The organism is Pedobacter sp. FW305-3-2-15-E-R2A2 (assembly GCF_038446955.1).
Lineage (GTDB): Bacteria > Bacteroidota > Bacteroidia > Sphingobacteriales > Sphingobacteriaceae > Pedobacter.
Genome location: NZ_CP151803.1, coordinates 7,015,901 through 7,035,192, shown reverse-complemented (window position 1 = coordinate 7,035,192; position 19,292 = coordinate 7,015,901). Strand labels below are relative to the sequence as shown.

15 protein-coding genes are annotated in these 19,292 nt (G+C 41.8%); 12 read left to right on the top strand and 3 right to left on the bottom strand.

Features of this window, described 5'->3' with window-relative positions; all coding sequences use genetic code 11:
* Positions 1-13: 13 nt before the first annotated feature.
* From AAFF35_RS28670 to AAFF35_RS28660, 3 genes are all read right to left on the bottom strand, one after another.
* Complete coding sequence (locus AAFF35_RS28670) at positions 14-343, bottom strand: transcriptional repressor (protein ID WP_342329867.1); 330 nt, start codon at positions 341-343, stop codon at positions 14-16.
* Positions 344-533: 190 nt separating this feature from the next.
* Positions 534-1,193, bottom strand: coding sequence for a hypothetical protein (locus AAFF35_RS28665; protein ID WP_342329866.1), 660 nt, complete (start codon positions 1,191-1,193; stop codon positions 534-536).
* 63 nt (positions 1,194-1,256) lie between these two features.
* Complete coding sequence (locus AAFF35_RS28660; protein WP_342329865.1) at positions 1,257-1,808, bottom strand: RNA polymerase sigma-70 factor; 552 nt, start codon at positions 1,806-1,808, stop codon at positions 1,257-1,259.
* A gap of 205 nt (positions 1,809-2,013) precedes the next feature.
* On the opposite strand from AAFF35_RS28660, the gene AAFF35_RS28655 reads away from it, so the two are divergent.
* The 12 genes from AAFF35_RS28655 to AAFF35_RS28600 all read left to right on the top strand — a co-directional run bounded on the left by AAFF35_RS28655 (position 2,014) and on the right by AAFF35_RS28600 (position 19,291).
* Complete coding sequence (locus tag AAFF35_RS28655; RefSeq protein WP_342329864.1) at positions 2,014-3,261, top strand: HlyD family efflux transporter periplasmic adaptor subunit; 1,248 nt, start codon at positions 2,014-2,016, stop codon at positions 3,259-3,261.
* Positions 3,262-3,268: 7 nt separating this feature from the next.
* Positions 3,269-4,729, top strand: a complete 1,461-nt coding sequence (locus AAFF35_RS28650) for a TolC family protein (protein ID WP_342329863.1) — start codon at positions 3,269-3,271, stop codon at positions 4,727-4,729.
* Between the two features lie 12 nt (positions 4,730-4,741).
* Positions 4,742-5,407, top strand: coding sequence for an ABC transporter ATP-binding protein (locus AAFF35_RS28645; protein WP_342329862.1), 666 nt, complete (start codon positions 4,742-4,744; stop codon positions 5,405-5,407).
* A gap of 11 nt (positions 5,408-5,418) precedes the next feature.
* Positions 5,419-6,660 carry an ABC transporter permease gene (locus AAFF35_RS28640; RefSeq protein ID WP_342329860.1) on the top strand — a complete coding sequence of 414 codons (1,242 nt, stop codon included), beginning with the start codon at positions 5,419-5,421 and terminating at the stop codon, positions 6,658-6,660.
* A gap of 12 nt (positions 6,661-6,672) precedes the next feature.
* Positions 6,673-7,848: an ABC transporter permease gene (locus AAFF35_RS28635; RefSeq protein WP_342329859.1), complete on the top strand. Its 1,176-nt coding sequence runs from the start codon at positions 6,673-6,675 to the stop codon at positions 7,846-7,848.
* A 36-nt stretch (positions 7,849-7,884) separates the two neighbouring features.
* Positions 7,885-9,258: a sigma-54 dependent transcriptional regulator gene (locus AAFF35_RS28630; RefSeq protein ID WP_342329858.1), complete on the top strand. Its 1,374-nt coding sequence runs from the start codon at positions 7,885-7,887 to the stop codon at positions 9,256-9,258.
* Positions 9,259-9,388: 130 nt separating this feature from the next.
* The gene (locus AAFF35_RS28625) at positions 9,389-10,537 is read left to right on the top strand and encodes an ATP-binding protein (RefSeq protein WP_342329857.1); all 1,149 of its coding nucleotides are present in this window, start codon (positions 9,389-9,391) and stop codon (positions 10,535-10,537) included.
* Between the two features lie 141 nt (positions 10,538-10,678).
* Positions 10,679-11,731 carry a FecR family protein gene (locus AAFF35_RS28620; protein ID WP_342329856.1) on the top strand — a complete coding sequence of 351 codons (1,053 nt, stop codon included), beginning with the start codon at positions 10,679-10,681 and terminating at the stop codon, positions 11,729-11,731.
* Positions 11,732-11,765: 34 nt separating this feature from the next.
* Complete coding sequence (locus tag AAFF35_RS28615; protein ID WP_342329855.1) at positions 11,766-15,266, top strand: SusC/RagA family TonB-linked outer membrane protein; 3,501 nt, start codon at positions 11,766-11,768, stop codon at positions 15,264-15,266.
* 26 nt (positions 15,267-15,292) lie between these two features.
* A complete protein-coding gene (locus AAFF35_RS28610) occupies positions 15,293-16,888 on the top strand; it encodes a SusD/RagB family nutrient-binding outer membrane lipoprotein (protein ID WP_342329854.1) in 1,596 nt (531 codons plus the stop codon).
* Between the two features lie 17 nt (positions 16,889-16,905).
* Positions 16,906-17,901 carry a glycosyl hydrolase family 18 protein gene (locus tag AAFF35_RS28605; protein WP_342329853.1) on the top strand — a complete coding sequence of 332 codons (996 nt, stop codon included), beginning with the start codon at positions 16,906-16,908 and terminating at the stop codon, positions 17,899-17,901.
* A 46-nt stretch (positions 17,902-17,947) separates the two neighbouring features.
* On the top strand, positions 17,948-19,291 hold the full coding sequence (locus AAFF35_RS28600; protein WP_342329852.1) for a glycosyl hydrolase family 18 protein: 1,344 nt from the start codon (positions 17,948-17,950) through the stop codon (positions 19,289-19,291).
* Position 19,292: the final 1 nt, after the last annotated feature.

The following is a 19,292-nucleotide window of genomic DNA, read 5'->3' as shown; positions in this document are numbered from 1 at the left end:
AGTGCCGGGAGGGCTAGTTGATGAAAGAGTAACAGTGCTTCTTCTCGCCCTCCAGTCTTTGCTTCTCCAGGAGGCCACAACGGTGAAACCTATTTAGACAAAGTTGTACCGTGGCAATACTGATTTTTACGCCTTCCCTTTTAAGGGTCATCCAAAGTTCTTCGGTATTGATAACTACTTGTTCCGTATAGAGAAACTCGAGTAATAAGCGATCAAATGGAGTTAGATAGGATCCTTTTGCCTTTTCTGCTCTTAAAAATACCTGTGCTAAGGTATCGATATTGCAATCATTTTGATCAACACCTATCTCTTCTTCCGGTAAATTTAATTGTTCATTCTTCATATTCAATCCAGCTCTTATATACTATTATCATGAGCGGCGATTTTCCCCTATATTATTTATAATAAATTTAAATAATTGACCTATATGAAAAAATAATACCTGCATTGATACTATTATGTATCATAAACAAGCAGAACGATATTGTTGTTAGATCGTTTAGGAAATAATGCGCCCGGATTGAATGTATTACTTAAAGCAGATCAAAATCGTTCTTCAGGTTCACCACCAAGGCTGGGGGCATATCCATAAGTACATGGTTCTCTATGACCAGAAGTTTGTCTTTTTTTAGGGGGTAATAGGCAAGGAGGTATTTCTGTCCTTTTTTCAGACAGATCTTTTTGCTGATTTGATGTCCGTCGGGTGCGGTATATAGTAATTGAGTATATTTATCCTGAGTAGAGGTGTTGCTGAGCATCATATTGCCCGAAAGCTGGATATCGATGTCATTATCTATTTGACTTTGCATCCTTACTTTACTATTTGTTCCCAGTTTCATCAGCAGGCCTTCGAATTCTTTTTCTAAAAAAGGTTGAGCACTGTCAGATTGAAAGACCATTTGTTGATTAGAATGAAGCGTTTGCTTTTGGGAGAAAATCAGGAGTGCGCTGATCAACACTAAGCTCGCAGCCACAGATCCCCATAGTGTATGCATTTTATATTTATGGAAACGGTCCTGCTTTTTATTTTCTTGTTGAATCTGGAGCCAGATACGGGAGTCGGAACCTTCTTCGATGTTGATTTCGGCAAGATCATCATCTTCATCCGCACCCTCAAGCCACTGCTGATAAGCGATCCATTCTTCTTTCGAAGCGTCGCCTGATAAGCATTTTTTTAGTGTTTCCGGGTTCATAATTATGGATTGTTATTATAATATTATCATGATAAGGGCTTATCCCCTATGTATTTAGATCATTTAACTGATAGGATATTGTTCCAGCCCTTTGCGTATGAATTTTAAAGCTTTAGTGAGTTGATTTTCTACTGTTTTTTCAGAAATCAAGAGGTTTAAAGCAATTTCGCGATTATTAAGTCCTTCATTACGACTGAGTTCATAAACGGTTTTACAGCGCTGAGGAAGCAAGTTAACCAGCTTGTCAATTTCGGCTCTCAAAAAAGTATATAATATTTGCTCTTCCGTATGGGAATCAGTGTTGTTTTGCCTGCTTAGCAATTCATCCATTTTCTTCGTCTTTCGGATTTCATCACTATAGCTTCTTGCAATCCGGAAACGGACGGCACGGACCAGATAGTTTTCTACCGTTTCTTCTTCTAATAGAATCGTATCTTTTCGCTGCCAAATGGAGGTGAAAACTTCTTGCACAAGTCCTTCCGCACGGTAAACATCCCCCAGGTATTTATAAGCCAATTGATATAATTTCTTCCAATAGGTTTGGTAGAGATGAAAGAATGAGGTTTCATCAATTTTGATCTGTCCTTTTGAAGGAGATGTAGATTGTCCTGACACGATTTACGTTGATTAAGCAGCAAAGTTAACATAATTTAGAATGATTAAAAATTGGGTGGAAAAGAATCGAACGTAATTCTGTTCCGATACCGATCATTTTGTCCGATATCGACCGTTTTTTATTTCCTTAAAATAGTTAACAATCTGATTGTTAGTTTATTGTGAGTGGCATATCCTTTGGATACCTTCTGCTAAAATATAAGCAATGGACAGAAATATCGAACAGCAGGTTTTATCAGGAAAGAAGAGGAAAACGACGCTCTATGTACTTTTGGGAGTGATCCTGATGGTCGCTGTTATTTTTGTGATACGCTATAGTCTGGGATCTACCCTCCATCAATCGGAAATTACGACAGCGATTGTTAGTCGTGGTAATATCGAAAATACCATTAATGCCTCTGGGGAAGTCCTGCCGGAATTTGAAGAAGTAATTAGCAGTCCTATCGCCGCATCTGTTCAGAAAGTATTGTTAGATGCCGGGAGCAGGATAGCGGTAGGACAGTCCATCCTGATGCTGGATAAATCTGCTGCTCAAATGGAATATGAGAAATTGAAGTTCCAGCTGGAATCCAAACAAAATTACATCCGCAAAATAAAGCTGGACCTGGATAAGAGTTTCTACGACATTAAATCAAATAATAACATCAAACAATTACGAATCAATAGCCTGAAAGCATCGGTAGAAAATGCCAAACGATTGCTGAAGGCCGGGGGTGGTACACGTGAAGATATAGAGCAGGCCGAGTTAAATCTTAAAGTCGCACAGTTGGAAAAACAACAATTGGAGAATGAGATCAGCAGTAAGCAACAAAGTATGCGTCTGCAGATGAAAGAGGTTGAATTGGCGGCGAGTATCCAGCAAAATGACCTGGACCTGCTCAGCCGAAAACTAAAACAGGCAAATATTCAGGCTAGCCGGAATGGTGTGGTGACCTGGGTGAATAAAAATATTGGAGCTACCGTTCAGCCAGGAGAAGTGTTGGCCCGGATTGCAGACCTTTCAGGTTTTAAAGTAAAAGGAACAATATCTGATCATAATATTGATTTGTTGAAGACGGGTATGACTGCAATTATTCGGATTGGGGAAACTCAGGTCAGGGGAAAGGTGGTTAACATCTATCCATCAGTTCAGAATGCAACAGTATCATTTGATATTAAGCCTGATAGCAGTAGCAATAAGTTGTTCCGTCCAAATCTGAAAGCAGATGTATTTTTAGTGACTGATCAGCATGAGCAGGTATTAAGGGTTAACAATGGTCCTGCTTTTCAGGGGACACCGTCGCAATATATCTATGTTTTAAAGGATGGTATTGCCCGGCGGAAATTGGTGCAGATCGGCTTAAGTAATTTTGATTATGTGGAATTGAAAGATCAGCTGAAAGAAGGGGATGTGATCATTACCTCAGATTTGAAAGAATTTAAGAATAGCAGTCAGATCAATATTAAAAAATAAAGGAAAGATGAAAACACCTTATATTTTCTTTCTGATACCTTTCATTATGTTGTTTAAGCAGGTTTCAGCACAATCCACAGATACGCTCAGGCTTAATCTGACAGAGGTCGTTGCGATGGCAAAAGAGAAGTCCATTGCCTCAAAACAGGCTGCTACTTTAAAAGAAACGCGTTATTGGGAATGGATGACTTACAAATCTAACTATCAGCCTCAGCTATCCTTAAAAGGAACTTTACCAGGCTATAGCAAGTCTTCTATCTCCGTTCAGCAGCCAGACGGCACCATAGATTTCCGGCAGGTGAGGAACAATAATTCCTCATTGGACCTTTCTTTTAGTCAGCGTATTGCGCAGACAGGGGGAACAATTTTTGGGACAACCTCCTTACAACGATTTGATGATTTTGACCGGAACAGTACAATTTACAACGGCGTACCTTATGGTGTCGGATATGCACAACCGTTATTTCAGTTTAATACCTTAAAATGGGACCGTAGAATAGCGCCATTAAAGTACAATGAAAGTCAGCAGGCTTATATTGAATCAATGGAACAGATTTCAATAAACGCCAGTAATTATTTCTTTGAGCTCTTATTGGCACAGGTAGATCTGCAGATTGCAGAAACCAATAGACGGAATACTGGTTCTATTCAGCAAATAGCAAATACGAAGTTTGAGATGGGTAAGGTCTCTAAAAACGAGATACTCCAATTACAACTGGAAGCATTGAAGGCGGAGAAGGCCGTAGGAATCGCAAAGCGTGATATGGAGGTGGCTACCTATAACCTTAAAACTTATACAGGCTTGCAAAGTACGGATAAGATTAAGCTTTCTTTACCCCAGGCAACCCTAGCGATGAAGGTGGTAGTGGAACAGGCACTAAAAGAAGCTTTTCAAAACCGTTCTGATGCAATTGCCTTCGGCAGACGTTTAGAAGAAGCAAGGCGGGATGTGGCAAAGGCCAAAGGAGACAATGGGCTGAATGCTACTTTAAACGCTAAACTGGGTTTCTCAAAAAGTGGAAGGAACATTGGCAGTGTTTATCAAAATCCAAAAGACCAACAATTGCTGGAGCTGACGCTGGAAATCCCAATTCTGGATTGGGGACGGCAGAAGTCAAGAAAGAAAACAGCCTTGGCTAATCAGCAGTTTACCCAGTATTCGGTCGAGCAGGACAAGCAGAATTTTACGCAAAAGATCATCACCGAGGTAAATCTATTTGAGATGATGAAGGATCAAATTGCTTTAAACGCTAAAGCAGAAGAGATTGCTTCGGAGAAGTACCAGATTGCAAAGGAGCGGTATGTGCTTGGCAATTTGAGCATCACAGATCTGAGTATTGCCTTCCAGGAAAACGATCAGGCAAAAAGGGATTATATCAATTCTTTACGTGATTTTTGGGGCGCCTACTACCAGCTCCGCTATTTATCGCTGTTTGACTTCGAGAAAAATGAGAAAATAAAAATATAACATACATAAGATATGATACAATTGAAAAATATTGAGAAGGTCTACCGTACGGATACGGTGGAAACACAGGCGTTAAATAACATTAGTCTTCAGGTAGAGAAAGGAGAGTTTCTTTCCATCATGGGCCCATCGGGTTGCGGAAAAAGTACATTACTAAATCTGATGGGGCTATTAGATGCGCCTTCTAAAGGAGATGTGGTAATCGATAGCCAGCAGACGCTTCAGCTGAACGACCGTAAGCTTGCCCATTTCAGAAATAGTAAGATCGGTTTTATCTTTCAGAGCTATCACCTGATCAATGACCTTCAGGTGGTGGATAATGTGGAGCTGCCCCTGCTGTACCGGAATTCAAGTGCGAAAGAACGAAGGATGTTGGCGCTGGAGGCACTGGAAAAGGTGGGACTGAGCAATAGGGTAAAACATTTTCCAACACAACTTTCGGGTGGACAGAAACAAAGGGTCGCAATTGCGCGGGCCATTGTAGGCAAGCCGGAGATCATTCTTGCGGATGAACCTACAGGAAATCTGGATAGTGCCATGGGGAATGAAATCATGAACATTCTGCTGGAATTAAACAGGGTAGACGGAACGACGATCGTTATGGTCACCCACGACCCAAATATGGCTCAACGTACGCACCGTCTGCTGCGTTTATTTGATGGATCACAAGTTCAATAGGGAGAATAGATATGTTAAAGAATTACTTTAAAATCGCTATGGCCGTGTTGAAGAGAAGAAAGTTTTTCACCTTCATCAGCTTATTCGGGATCAGCTTAACGCTGACTATCCTGATTGTGCTAACTGCTTTTCTGGATGTTTTGACAAGTCCTGCCTATCCGGATGTGAACCGTTCAAGGGAGCTGTTCATTAACAAAATTGTGTTGAAGTCTAATAAGGAAAACTACACTTCTAAGAGTCCTGCCAGTTTTTATTTCGTGAATAATTTTGTGTCTAAGATGAAGACTCCTGAGAAAATTGCGATTCACACCGGACGGAATACAACAAATGCCTATCAGAATAATAAAAAAATGGAAATAGAGCTCATGTATACCAATGTTCCTTTCTGGGAGGTTTACCAATTTGAATTTGTAGAAGGAAAACCTTTCTATAGTCAGGATTTAGAAAATGCGGCTGAGGTGGCGGTAATTTCTGAAGATACCCGGAGCAAATATTTTGGTGAAGGGGCGCTTGCGCTTGGAAAGTATGTAGAAGCAAATAATATTAAATACAGGGTAATTGGGGTGGTTAAAAGTGCACCTGCGACTATGATATATGCTAATTCAGATATTTATCTTCCTTATACGTTAGCGAAATCAGGGCTTAAAGGAACCTCATTGCTGGGTGAATATATGGTCACGCTACTTGCAAAGTCAACGGCAGATTTACCTTTAATCAAAGAGGAATATAGCCAGCTATTGAAAAAGGTACCACACCCGGAGAAAAATCAGGAGATTCTTTTGAGTTATCCGGATAGCTATCTGGAAAGCTTTACCCGAGAGGTCTTTGGTAATGGAGAGGGCTCGGGTAAAGACCGCTTTTTTCTGATGATCAGTGTTTTTGTCTTTCTCTTTATGTTGTTGCCTACCATCAATCTGGTAAATATTAATGTAAGCAGAATCATGGAAAGGTCTTCGGAAATTGGTGTCAGAAAGGCATTTGGTGCTTCAAGCAGGACCTTGGTTGGACAGTTTATCGTAGAAAATATGATTCTTACGATACTTGGCGGAATATTGGGGGTGCTTTTGTCTCTTCTCATCATTTCTGTACTAAACTCCAGTAATTTGATTACTCATATGAATTTAAGTATCAACCTGACGGTATTGGGTTATAGCCTGCTGGCTTGCCTGATATTCGGCCTGATGTCTGGGGTTTATCCGGCCTGGAGAATGTCTAAACTAAATGTCGTTACGGCATTAAAAGCCAATAATTAAAATCTAAAAGATATGCTTAAGCATTTATTCAAATTGATCTGGAATAAGAAGAAGGAGAATTTCCTGTTGATTTCAGAGGTCCTGATTTCCTTTATGGTCATCTTTGCCGTATTTACACTGTTGGTTCACAATTACCGGAATTATAAACTGCCGAGAGGGTTCGACTATGAGCAGGTATGGTCTGTGAGTCTTGGAGATTTGGGAGAAAGCAAGGACAAGGATTCTGTGGGACTGATGCACGAGAATCTAAGAAATGCATTAAAAAGCCTTCCTCAGATCAAAGCGCTAAGTTTTACTTCACCCAATGTGCCGTTTTCAAGCAGTATGTACCGTACAATAGTCAGCTATAAAGGAAGAGAAGTGACTACGGATATCTATCGTGCAGAAATGTCCTATAAGGATGTACTTCATATGCAGTTACTGTCAGGAAGATGGTTTTCTGCGGAGGACAATGCTTCGGCAAAAAAATCATTAATTATTGACGTATGCGGTAAGGAGCAGTTATTTGGATCAGGAGAGGCATTAGGAAAAATGATTTCCCTGGACGGAGAAGAGCAAAAAGTGATCGGCGTGGTTCAAAGCTTTAAAGATAAAAGTGATTTTAAAGCACCTAGTCCGGCAATCTTTACCCGAATCGATACCGGTAATATAAAAGATGTGGCTAGTATTTTAATCAGAGTTGCAGCAGGAGCCGATGCGACGTTTGAAGGAAAAGTGTATAAGCTGATTGCTTCTACGATGAAAAGCTCCAATCTGGAAATTAAGCATTTATCTGATCTCCGGACCAGTAAGAACAAGGAAACCACCATTCCTATGATTATCTTTTTCATTGTGGCCGGCTTTCTGATTTTTAACGTTGCGCTCGGGATATTTGGGGTATTGTGGTATAATATCAATAAGAGAAGGGGAGAAATTGGGCTAAGAAGAGCAATCGGGGCAACGGCCTCATCGGTATCCGGACAATTGGTTGGTGAAGCTGTAGTTTTGGCTACTTTTTCTCTAATCATTGGGTCCTTTTTTGCCATTCAGTTTCCGTTATTGAATGTTTTTGATCTACCGGCATCTGTTTATCTGACGGCACAATTTCTGGCCATAGTGTTCATCTATTTGCTAGTGATTTTGTGTGCCTTGTATCCCGGAAAACAAGCGGCTGCGATCTATCCTGCTGTTGCATTGCATGAAGAATAAAGATACTTTTGAAAAGCCTTTTAAGCCCCATAGCCGATGATCCTTATAATTGATGATGATATAGCCGTTCGCACTTCCCTGCTGCTTTTACTGGAGCAGAAAAACTACGAAGTTTCTGCCGTAGCCAGTGCTGCGGAAGGCCTTGATTTACTGAAGAAAGGGAATGTCGCCTTGATTATCCTTGATCTTAATTTTTCAATTGATACTTCCGGGAAGGAAGGAATGCAGCTATTGCAACAGATCAGGGAATTGGATGCGCAAGTGCCGGTGATCCTGATTACGGGCTGGGCGAGTATAGATCTTGCAGTACAAGGTATGAAACTGGGGGCAAATGATTTTATCAATAAACCTTGGGGAAATGAGCACCTGCTGCAGTCGGTGAAGACGCTGATTACCTTAAAAGACCAGAAGCCTGGTCAGTCGGGCAGGAAGCAGCTGGATAAGGAATATGATTTTCAATCCATCATAGCTGAGGATAAGGACATGCTTGAGTTGCTGGAGATCGCGGGGCGGGTGTCAAAAACGGATGCTTCTGTATTGATTACCGGGGAAAGTGGAACTGGAAAGGAGCTCATTGCGGAGGCCATTCATCAAAATAGTCTGCGTAGAAATCGTCCTTTCATTAAAGTAAACCTGGGAGGGATTTCTACTTCTTTGTTTGAAAGTGAGATGTTCGGACATGTAAGAGGTGCTTTTACTGATGCCAGGACTGACCGTATGGGCCGCTTTGAGATGGCCAATAAGGGGACGATCTTTCTGGATGAGATTGGCGATCTTGACGCTGGTAGTCAAGTCAAGTTGCTAAGGGTGCTGCAAGACCGAAGTTATGAGGTATTGGGGAGCAGCCGGACAAAAACCGTTGATGTAAGAGTAATTTGCGCGACAAATAAAAACCTTGCAGAAATGGTAGCAAAAGGGACCTTCAGGGAAGATTTGCTGTATAGGATCAATTTGATTACGCTTAAATTGCCGCCTTTAAGAGAGCGGAATAAGGACATTCCTTTGCTGATAGATTTTATGATCAGTAACCTTCGGCAGTTATATAACCGGCCGAAATTACAGGTGACACAGGAAGCAATGAAATGGCTGAAGCAGTTGCCATTGCCGGGAAATATACGTCAGTTGAAAAATATGGTAGAACGTTCGGTATTGGTCAGCAGGGGAGATTTATTGAATGTTACCGATTTTACTACCCATATAGAAAAACAACCCACGGTTATTAACCATCCGAAATTACCTGACGTTGGCTCCATGACATTGGAAGAAACAGAAATCTTAATGATTAAACGGGCGCTTCAGTTCCATCATAACCGCATTTCCAAAGCGGCTTTGGCTTTAGGAATCACGAGGAGTGCTTTATATAGGCGGTTAGATAAATATAACATTCCATACGATGAAACTTCGGACTAAATATCTTTTATTCGTATGTACCTTACATGCAGTTGCTCTGTTTTTGAGCTTCCTTGTTTTTGAAAAGAACAAACTTTTTTTTCTGTTATCGGAGGTTTTTATTCTGGGCTCAATTTTAATTTCCTGGCAATTGTATAACCAAATGATCCGTCCGTTGAGACTGTTGGTGCAAGGGGCAGAAGCGATCAGAGACAGAGATTTTACCGTTAAATTTGTTGAAAGCGGCACTTTTGAAATGGACGAACTGATTGGTGTATATAATCAGATGATTGAAGAATTGAGAAAGGAAAGAACATTACAGCAAGAGCAGCATTTTTTTCTGGATAAGTTGATTTTTAGCTCTCCGGTGGGAATTGTGATTCTTGATCATGATCAGCGCGTTCAGCAGGTTAATCCCGCAGCGAAGAAAATTTTGCATACCATTCCCTTTGAAGGCTGGTTATTAAAAGATATTGACCATCCGATCATCGATGAAGTTCGTCTGCTGATGAAGGGAAAATCTAAAGCGGTTACCCTTAACGGTGGCGCGGAGACTTATAAGATCCAGGTCTCTGAATTTTTAGACCAGGGCTTTCCCCGGAATTTTGTCATTATTCAGGAACTGACGACTGAGCTGCTGGAAGCAGAGAAGCAAGCCTATGGAAAGGTGATCAGGATGATGGCACATGAGGTAAACAATACAATCGGACCAGTAAATTCAATTCTGGATTCTGCACTGGTTATCGAATCCGACCGCGCAGAAAACAGTCGTTTAGCAAATGCATTGCAGGTGGCGATAGACCGAAATCATAACCTCAATATATTTATGAGGAATCTGGCAGATGTTGTTCGGTTACCCGAACCGAGCAAGCAATATGTCGATCTGCATGATTTAATTTATGCCGTCACCACCTTGATGTCGGAGACGGCAAAGGCAAAAAATACGAGCTTTGAGTTTGCATTCCATAAAGTCCCTCTGGTCATCTTTGCCGATCAGTTACAGATGGAACAGGTATTGATTAATGTGGTGAAAAATGCGATTGAAGCCATTGATGTGGGAGCACAGGGGGTCATCACCTTTGTGACAGAAAACCTGCCGCAAAAACTGATCGTCAGAGACAATGGAAAGGGAATTTCGGTGGAGGCAGAATCGCAGCTGTTCCGTCCTTTTTTTAGCACCAAAGCTGATGGGCAAGGGATTGGATTGACACTTATTAAGGATATCCTGATTAAACATGGATTCTCATTTTCGCTCCATGCAAATCAAAAAGGAGAGACCGAGTTTTCTATTGTTGTTTAACCCTTTTTATACGGAATTTCAAAGAACTCAGGCTCCGCTCAGAAGGGGTTATAATGGAAACCTTTAAATATATTTTAAAATCCTTTGGTAAAAAATAGATTCTTCCTGCACTTGTAGTTATAAAATTATATAACCGCTGGAATGAAATACGATGCCTATGCCATTGAAGACTTTTTAACTGAGGAAAGCTTTGTTAATTATTGCCTGGGAGGTCCTCAGGAAGATGTTTTGTTCTGGAAAAATATCCTGAAGGAACAACCTCAGCTGAAAGAAAAGATCTATAAAGCAAAAACGCTTTTCTTTTTACTCGCTGTAAAGATTGATCCCCGGGAAAAGCAAGAGGAACTAAACAAACTTAAGCTAGTCATAGAAGGTGCGGAGCAGCAAGCAGGGCTCATAGAAGAAGTACCGCTAAGGCGCCTTATGAGTCGTAGTTCCTGGATCTCTATTGCTGCTGCAATTCTGCTTTGCATTGGCGTCTATGCCTTATTCAATAAAAAGGAATATGGAAATCAAATCCAGCCATACGCCGCTGGGGGCAAAAGTATGCTCCTAAAAACAGCTTACAATGAAAGAAAGACCCTCAGCCTCAGTGATGGAACTAAAGTAACCATCAATGGATCAACGGAACTTAAGCTGGATGGTCATTATAATCAGGAAAAGAGAATTCTTTGGTTAAATGGAGAAGCTTATTTTGAGGTTGCTCAAAATAAAGAAAAGCCTTTTATTGTCATTTCCGGTACCACAACGACAACCGCTTTAGGAACATCCTTCAAGATCAATAATTACAACAACCGGGCACATACGTTAATCATGCTCAATTCCGGAAAAGTGAGTGTCGGCTCCCTGGTTGATAAGAAAGTCGTAGATCATCTGCAACTTGTTCCGGGTGAACAGGTAGAGGTTACTTCTGACAAATTTGCCAAATCAACCTTTGACCTGGAAGAAATCGACAATTGGAAAAACCGTAAACTGGTATTCTCAATGGCTTCTTTAAAAGAGATCAAATCTGTTTTAAAAGAGATTTATGGAATTGAAGTACGGAGCAGAAACCAACCGAAAAAACCAATTGCTTTTACCGGAACATTCGTCAATGAAGGACTTAGCGAAGTGCTTAAAGCCATAGGATTTTCTAACCATTTTACTTACACCATAAAAGATGATATCGTAACGCTTGATTTCGACAAAAAGTAACCACCCACCAACCAAACTAACCAACCAAACCAGTATGAAAAAAAACTTACCCCCCTATTATTTTTTTTATGGGCTTCTGTTGAAAGCCTGTTTGTCCTTTATCCTGATTATTTCCTTATCAGGATATGCGCAGTCAAAGGACAAACGATATTCCTTTAATTGGAAAAATACAACGGTTCTAAATGCTTTTAAGCAGATCGAAGGCGAAGCAGGGGTCCACTTTTCTTACAACCCATTGGACTTGAATGTCAATGCGCGTATCGATCTTAAGATTGAAAAACAAAAGATTGATGAAATTCTGAATGCCATCTCTAAAAAAGTAAGTATTAAATACCAGATCAATGGGCAGACCATTATGATTCAGTCTTACCAACCTGTTCCGGGGACTAGTGCTGTTTTTACCTTAACAGGGAGGGTTACTGATGAAAAAAAAGTCAGCATTCCCGGTGTTGTTGTCGTTAATACGAAGAACAACAAAACGGTGGCAACCAATGCCGATGGTGCATTCTCTATCCCTGCAGATCATGGGGATGTGATTCGTTTTAGGATGCTGGGCTTTCAGGAAGCGGCAATTGTAGCGAACGAGCAGCAGAAAAGTGTAACGATTGTGCTAAAAGAAGCGACTACAGAATTACAAGAGGCGGTAGTGACTGCCTTAGGAATTAAAAGAGAGCAAAAATCTTTAGGATACGCAGTATCTGAAGTAGATGGAAAGGGGCTTAAAAAAGCCAGAGAGATCAATGTGATCAACTCTTTAGCAGGGAAAGTCCCGGGATTGATCATTACCGGAACAGCAGGAGGGCCTGCGGGGTCTTCCCGGGTCATTATTCGTGGAAGTACCACTGTGACAGGTAACAATCAGCCATTGTATGTAGTAGATGGAGTTCCGATAGACAATTCCAATTACGGAGGGACCGGTTCGGGGCAATATGCTGCTGGTCTGGATTTGGGTGATGCCATATCTGCCATCAATCCGGATGATGTGGATAAAATCAGTGTCCTTAAAGGAGCTTCAGCTTCGGCGTTATACGGTGCCAGAGCGGCCAATGGAGTGATTCTGATCACGACTAAAAAAGGAGTCGGATCGAAAGATCTGGGGATAGAATTTAACAATACCTCCTCCATTGAAAGTCAGCTGACCAGCTATGATGGCTATCAATCGCTGTATGGTCAGGGAACCAAGCAACAGTTGAATACACTTGCCATACAGGATTATAATACTTTAACAAAGAATTTTGGTGCCAGAATTGACCCTGATTTAATGGTGATTACCGGAACGGGCGAACGTAAGCCTTATGCCTATGTGAAGAATAATATCGATGGATTTTTCAGAACGGGATCAACATTTAACAATACGCTTTCGTTTACAAATGCCTCTGACGTTTCTTCCTTCCGTTTCTCTGCATCCAATCTGACGAATAAGGACATCATTCCTGCCAGCGGAATGCACCGAAACTCCTTTACCTTCAATGGAAGCTCTAAATTCGGATCTAAGATCACCCTGGAAGCAAGGGCTTTTTATATGAATGAAAAGGTAGACAACAGACCTTCGCTGGCCGATGATCCTGCAAATATTGGAAATAGCTTCCTCTCCCTGGCAAATACAGTGGATCAGGCCCGTTTTAAAAATGAATATAGAAATGCCGATGGAAGTTATTTAGATTGGAATAATGGAAACCAATATCGCCTGAATCCTTACTGGGTGATCAATGAAATGAGAAATAAAACGACCAAGGATCGTTTAATGGGGACATTGCAACTCAACTATAGCATTTTAAGCTGGTTAAATCTTCAGGGAAGAGCATCTGCTGATCAGACAGACCTTGACTTTGAAAAGTTTAGTCCAAGATCTACGCCGGGGGCGCTTACAGGAACACTGGATCAAACTAAAAGAAAATTGAAAACCATTGAGGCCGATTTATTGCTTTCTGCTGAAAGACAGGTAACTCCCTCCTTAAACTTATCTGCCCGTTTGGGGAGTAGCCTCACCCGAAGCAGAGCAGATGGAAGTATCCTGCAGTTTACAAATCAAACGGTATTGGATGTCGTTAGTCCTACCAGTTATACTTCTCAATCGGTACAGCCTACCGCTTATAGGAAATCTTTTAATTCGGTATACGGAATTATCGCCGCTGGTTATAAAGGCTATCTATATGTGGATGCCACACTTCGGCAGGATGCTTATTCTACCCTTGCTTTAGGGAAAAATAGTAAACTCTATCCCTCGCTAAGTGGAAGTTTTGTCTTCACTGAAGCACTCAAAATGGATAAAAAGATATTATCATTCGGTAAAATCAGGGCATCCATTGCACAGGTGGCATCAGATACGGATCCTTACCTGACGGATGCTTATTATGCGACAAGTCCTTTGCCTTTTAAGGGACAGACCATCGGAGGGATTTCTACGAGTATAAAACCAAATAAAGACCTGAAACCGACTACGACACGTTCTTATGAATTCGGTACTGAACTTAAATTCTTTGGTCAGCGGTTGGGGCTTGACCTTACTTATTACAATTCAAAATCAAAAGATCAGCTGAATATCGTACCTGTTCCTCCTTCGTCAGGATATAGAAATGAGATCAAAAATGCAGGGGTGATCTCAAATGAAGGCATAGAAATTGCCTTGAGTGGTACCCCCATTAGTAGCAAGGACTTTACCTGGGATCTAAACTTCAGCTTTGCCAGAAATGTCAACAAAGTAGAGTCTTTAGCACCGGGAACACCCTTTCTAAGTCTTTCTGATGCGCGTTGGATGGGCGTATCCGTGGTCGCACAGCCGGGAGCTTCTTATGGCGCAATTCTGGCATTCGACTATCAAAAGGATCCTCAGGGAAATATTATCCTGAACCCAATAGACCTTCAACCCATGTTAAGTCCTACCAGACAGATTGTAGGAAAAGGAATCTTTGACTGGACAGGAGGGTTGAGCAGTACATTCAGGTACAAGAACTTTAGTCTGGGAACAATTTTCGACTTGAAGTTTGGAGCTGATTTACTCTCTCTGACCAATTATTCTGCTGCCGGGGCGGGAAGTCTGAAAACAACATTAGGAGGAAGAGCCGAATGGATCAAATCTGAAGAAGACCGTCAGGCGGCAGGAAAAACCATTCAGGAATGGACTTCATCAGGAATGGTAAGAGGACTTGTGCCGGTTGGCGTTGTGCAAACGGGAACCAATGCGGATGGAAGTCCTGTATATAGCCAAAATACCAAGGCAGTAGACCCTTCAGTTTATTGGGGAAGAATTCTCGATGTTTCCAACTCTGTTGCCAGACCTTTTATTTATGATGCTTCTTACGTCAAAATCAGGGAGATCACTTTGAATTACCGTCTTCCTTCCACGTTGACCTCCAGATGGGGAGTGAAAGATGTTCAGGTAGGATTAGTGAGCAGAAACCCGTTTATTCTTTATAAGAATGTGCCCAATGTTGATCCCGATTCCAACTACAATAATGGAAATGGACAAGGTATTGAGTATGGCTCTCTGCCCGGTAGACGAAGCTTTGGCCTTAATTTAAATTTTAGATTTTAACAGGTAAGTATTTAAATAAGATGACAATGAAAAAGATTTTAAAGACATACCTCCTCAGTTTATTAATCATTGCAGTGGCATTTAGCGGCTGCAAAAAATTTGGGGATACAAATATTGATCCGACAAGGTCCTCTAACCTGGATCCTTCGGTACAGCTCTCTTTAATTCAGCTGCGGTTTTCCGGTGATCTGAACGTAAATGAGCGAACAACTTTTATGATGACCATGCCATTGGTTCAGCACATTGCAGGACCATATAGCAACCGTTGGGGAGGGATTTATTTCCGGGATCCCAATATTATGGGGGTGCTTTGGGAAGATTCCTATGGAACAGATCTTGTAAATGCGGTAGACGCGGTAAAAAGAACCACAAATGTTCCGGATAAAACAAACCTGAATGCCGTTTGCCGCATCATGAAGGTATACAACTTTGCCAGAATGACTGATTTATATGGTGATCTTCCTTATAGTGAAGCTGGTCTTGGAACAAAAGCCAAATTTGATACTCAGGAGGAAATATATACCAGTTTTTTCCAGGAGTTGAAAGCGGCAAGAGCGCAGCTTGATGCGGCGAAAGACATCGTGAAAGGTGATTTGTTTTATGGTGGAGACATCAATGCCTGGAAGAAATTTGCCAGCTCTCTGCATTTACGTCTGGCCATGCGGCTGGTGAAGCGTGACCCTGCAAAAGCGCAGGCGGAAGCTCAGCAAGCCTATAATGAAGGGGTATTTACCAGCAATGGAGATGTTTGTAAGTTAGATCATGAAGATGTTCAAAATCCTTATGAGGATGGGAAAGGTAATATCCGTGGAAATGCGGTTTCGGCTTCCTTCTTTAATGGAGGAGGTGTTCCCGGGCGTTTCACGACCCCTTTTCTTGATCAGCTGCGGGTAACCAACGATCCCAGAATGAAATATATGGTGAAATATTATGTGGATATTCCTGGTGGAAACCCGTTAAGCCGGATTGACCTTACAGCGCCTTTGGTCGAAAAAGTAGGATATGTTGGCGTGATTCCCGGACGTTATATCTGGGATGGCTTTTTACCGAATGTTATTGTTGACATTCCGGGAAAGGGACCTTATACGGCAGTGAATAATGACCAGAAAGCCCAACCGGCAAACTTCCTGCTTCGCTTCAATGCGCCCTTTTTGCACCTCACCTATTCGGAGGTAGAGCTGTTGCTTGCAGAAGCTACCGTTCGGTTTGGACCATCATTTGGAGGAACTGCTGCCAGCCATTATGAAAAAGGAGTGACTGCTGCTTTTCAGCAATTGAGCTTTTTCCCGGGAGGACCAACGGTGCCGGCGAACGAAATCAACACTTTTATTCAGGGAAATCAATTGGTTGCGGGTAGGGAGATAGAGACCATTAATAAACAACTTTGGATTACTTTATTCTTAAACGGACCTGAAGCCTATGCCAACTGGAGAAGATCTGGTTTTCCCAATTTAATCCCTGCAGTGGGGGATTCTGAAACAGGAGAGAGCCTGACCATTCCGAGGAGATTTGAATATCCTTTCACGGAAGAAGAACAAAATAAGGCAAACTTTGAGAAAGTCTTACCGGCATTAGGTGGGGTAGATAGCTGGATCAAAAGAGTTTGGTGGGATAAGGAGTAACCTATAAAAAGAGAATTATGAAACCTATAAAATTGTTTTGTCAGCTGATCTGTCTTTCGCTGGTGCTTACCAGCTGTGGTAAGACTCCGGTAAAAGCGGCTGAACCGGAAATTAAAAAAGAAGAATCTGGTCGTTTTAAAGTGGTAGGCTATATGTTCGCCGGAGGTGATTTACTGGCGGAGTCAGCCAAAATTGACCTGAGTAAAATTACCCATTTGAACATTGCATTTATTAATCCGGATGCCTCGGGTGTTTTTGCACCTGTAGCCGGATTGGCAGAATTGGTAAAGAAAGCACACCTGCAGCAGGTGAAGGTGATTGCCGCTATCGCTGGTGGTGATCCGCCACAGTACCTTAAAGAACTGTTAAAACCGGATAGGAGAAAAATATTGGTGGATGGATTAATGCAATTGATAAAAACCTATAACCTGGACGGAATAGATGTAGACCTGGAGGGTGATTTTGTCAATGAACATTACGAAGCCTTTGTAACCGGTTTATCTGCTGCACTTAAAAAGGAAAGTAAACTGATGACTGCTGCGGTGGCGACCTGGAACTCTGCTGCCTATTCTGATAAAGCGCTGGCTTTATTGGACCTGATCAATATCATGTCTTATGACCAGACCGGTCCATGGAGAAAGGACAAACCTGGTCCTCATTCCACTTATGAGGCTGCAGAAACTGATTTTAACCACTGGAACGTGTTACGTGGCATTCCTGCAGAAAGACTCGTTCTGGGGCTTCCTTTTTATGCCTATGGTTTTGGACCTGATATTTCGGAAAGCCTGACTTATGGAGAAATCGTACAACGGTATCCGGGAGCTGAAAAGGCCGACCTCTGGGAATTGCCCGGTAAAGGAACATTTTACTATAACGGCTGGCCTACCATAAAGAAAAAACTTTCTTATGCCTTACAAAAGAAAGCCGGAGGAGTGATGATCTGGCAGCTTTTAGGAGATGCCGATGGAGAATACTCTTTACTGAAGGCAATTGATGCGGATATTAAAAATTAATAAGATTTAAATACATATGATGAATTCATCATTAAAGACATACCACATGGGAAATATAAAATACTTAGTGCTATCCCTCCTTTTACTGGCCTGTATCGTTGGATGTAAAAAAGGAAAGGAAGCCGATTACGATGATAATTTTCATCCCAGGATTATAGACAATGGAGGGGTTTTTACCAGCCCGAGCAGAATCATATTCCAGGGGCAGTCGGCCATATATTCAGGTTTGGCTTTTTCTCCAAAACCAATGGAGAAAACCAAGATTTCCTGGAAGCTGAACAATAAGGAAGTTTCTACCGATACGGCCTTTACTTTTACGCCTGAAGCAGGAGGAGAGTATGAAATTAAAGTAGAGGCGACCTATAATGGCCAGACCTCCACCCGGATTTCAAAGGTGCTGGTGAGTCCCTCCACCTATACGCCAAAAACTTTTACAAATGTAGCAGTAGCTTACCTGACAGAAAATGCGACGGCTGCAAGTGTAGACTATGCAACGGTAACGCATATTGTGTATACAGGGGCAAGGGTAACACCTACCGGGGCTGTTGATTTTTCGAAGGGGAATCAGGCTCAGAATCTTGATGAGCAGGTGGCCCGGGCGCACATTAATAAAGTGCCATTATTATTAGGAGTAACGGGAACCCTATCAGGAGTCGATGGCTGGTCGCTTTATAACAATGCTGATTTTGGTGCTGTCATCGGTGATCCGGCGAAAAGAGCCGCGCTGGCAACAACCGTAGCTCAATATGTAACGGACCACAAAATAGATGGTGTAGATATCCTCATGACAGATCTGGGAAATGACGATGGGGCAGTGACCACAAAAAGCATGCAGTCTATAGGTCCTTTTTTAACGCTGCTTCGTGCAGCCCTGCCTACACAAATATTAACGGTTTCTGTGACGACCAATTATTTGCATTGGGATTATCCGGTAGCAGACTTCAGTAAAGCAGATTGGGTAAATGTACATGCCTATGAAGATGGCATCCATGTTGGTCCGAATGCACCGCTAGGTCAGCCTTCCGGTTTTGATTTTATGGTTGCAGGGGCTGATATCTGGAAAAATAAGATGCCTAAAGAAAAAATTGTCATCGGGATTCCTGCATTTGGTTTACGCTTCAATGAGGTCAATGCAGCAGGAAATAATCTTGGTTGGGGCTCTTATGATTATATGCCTTTTAAAGATATTATGGCGGCAGACCCCAACGCTTACAACAAAGAAAAAGCGGAGATTAAATTTGGTGTATATTACAATGGCATTCCTTTGGTGGATAAAAAAACAGCTTACATTAAGGCGAACGGGTTTAAAGGTGCTTACCTCTATGCCGGCGATTATGATGTAAAGGGCGCAAATTCCTTAATGGGTGCTATTTATAAAACACTAAACTAAG

Coding starts and splice junctions, on each gene's coding strand:
- AAFF35_RS28670 (WP_342329867.1), bottom strand. CDS start 343: ATGAAGAATGAACAATTAAATTTACCGGAAGAAGAGATAGGTGTTGAT.
- AAFF35_RS28665 (WP_342329866.1), bottom strand. CDS start 1,193: ATGAACCCGGAAACACTAAAAAAATGCTTATCAGGCGACGCTTCGAAA.
- AAFF35_RS28655 (WP_342329864.1), top strand. CDS start 2,014: ATGGACAGAAATATCGAACAGCAGGTTTTATCAGGAAAGAAGAGGAAA.
- AAFF35_RS28650 (WP_342329863.1), top strand. CDS start 3,269: ATGAAAACACCTTATATTTTCTTTCTGATACCTTTCATTATGTTGTTT.
- AAFF35_RS28645 (WP_342329862.1), top strand. CDS start 4,742: ATGATACAATTGAAAAATATTGAGAAGGTCTACCGTACGGATACGGTG.
- AAFF35_RS28640 (WP_342329860.1), top strand. CDS start 5,419: ATGTTAAAGAATTACTTTAAAATCGCTATGGCCGTGTTGAAGAGAAGA.
- AAFF35_RS28635 (WP_342329859.1), top strand. CDS start 6,673: ATGCTTAAGCATTTATTCAAATTGATCTGGAATAAGAAGAAGGAGAAT.
- AAFF35_RS28630 (WP_342329858.1), top strand. CDS start 7,885: ATGATCCTTATAATTGATGATGATATAGCCGTTCGCACTTCCCTGCTG.
- AAFF35_RS28620 (WP_342329856.1), top strand. CDS start 10,679: ATGAAATACGATGCCTATGCCATTGAAGACTTTTTAACTGAGGAAAGC.
- AAFF35_RS28615 (WP_342329855.1), top strand. CDS start 11,766: ATGAAAAAAAACTTACCCCCCTATTATTTTTTTTATGGGCTTCTGTTG.
- AAFF35_RS28610 (WP_342329854.1), top strand. CDS start 15,293: ATGAAAAAGATTTTAAAGACATACCTCCTCAGTTTATTAATCATTGCA.
- AAFF35_RS28605 (WP_342329853.1), top strand. CDS start 16,906: ATGAAACCTATAAAATTGTTTTGTCAGCTGATCTGTCTTTCGCTGGTG.
- AAFF35_RS28600 (WP_342329852.1), top strand. CDS start 17,948: ATGGGAAATATAAAATACTTAGTGCTATCCCTCCTTTTACTGGCCTGT.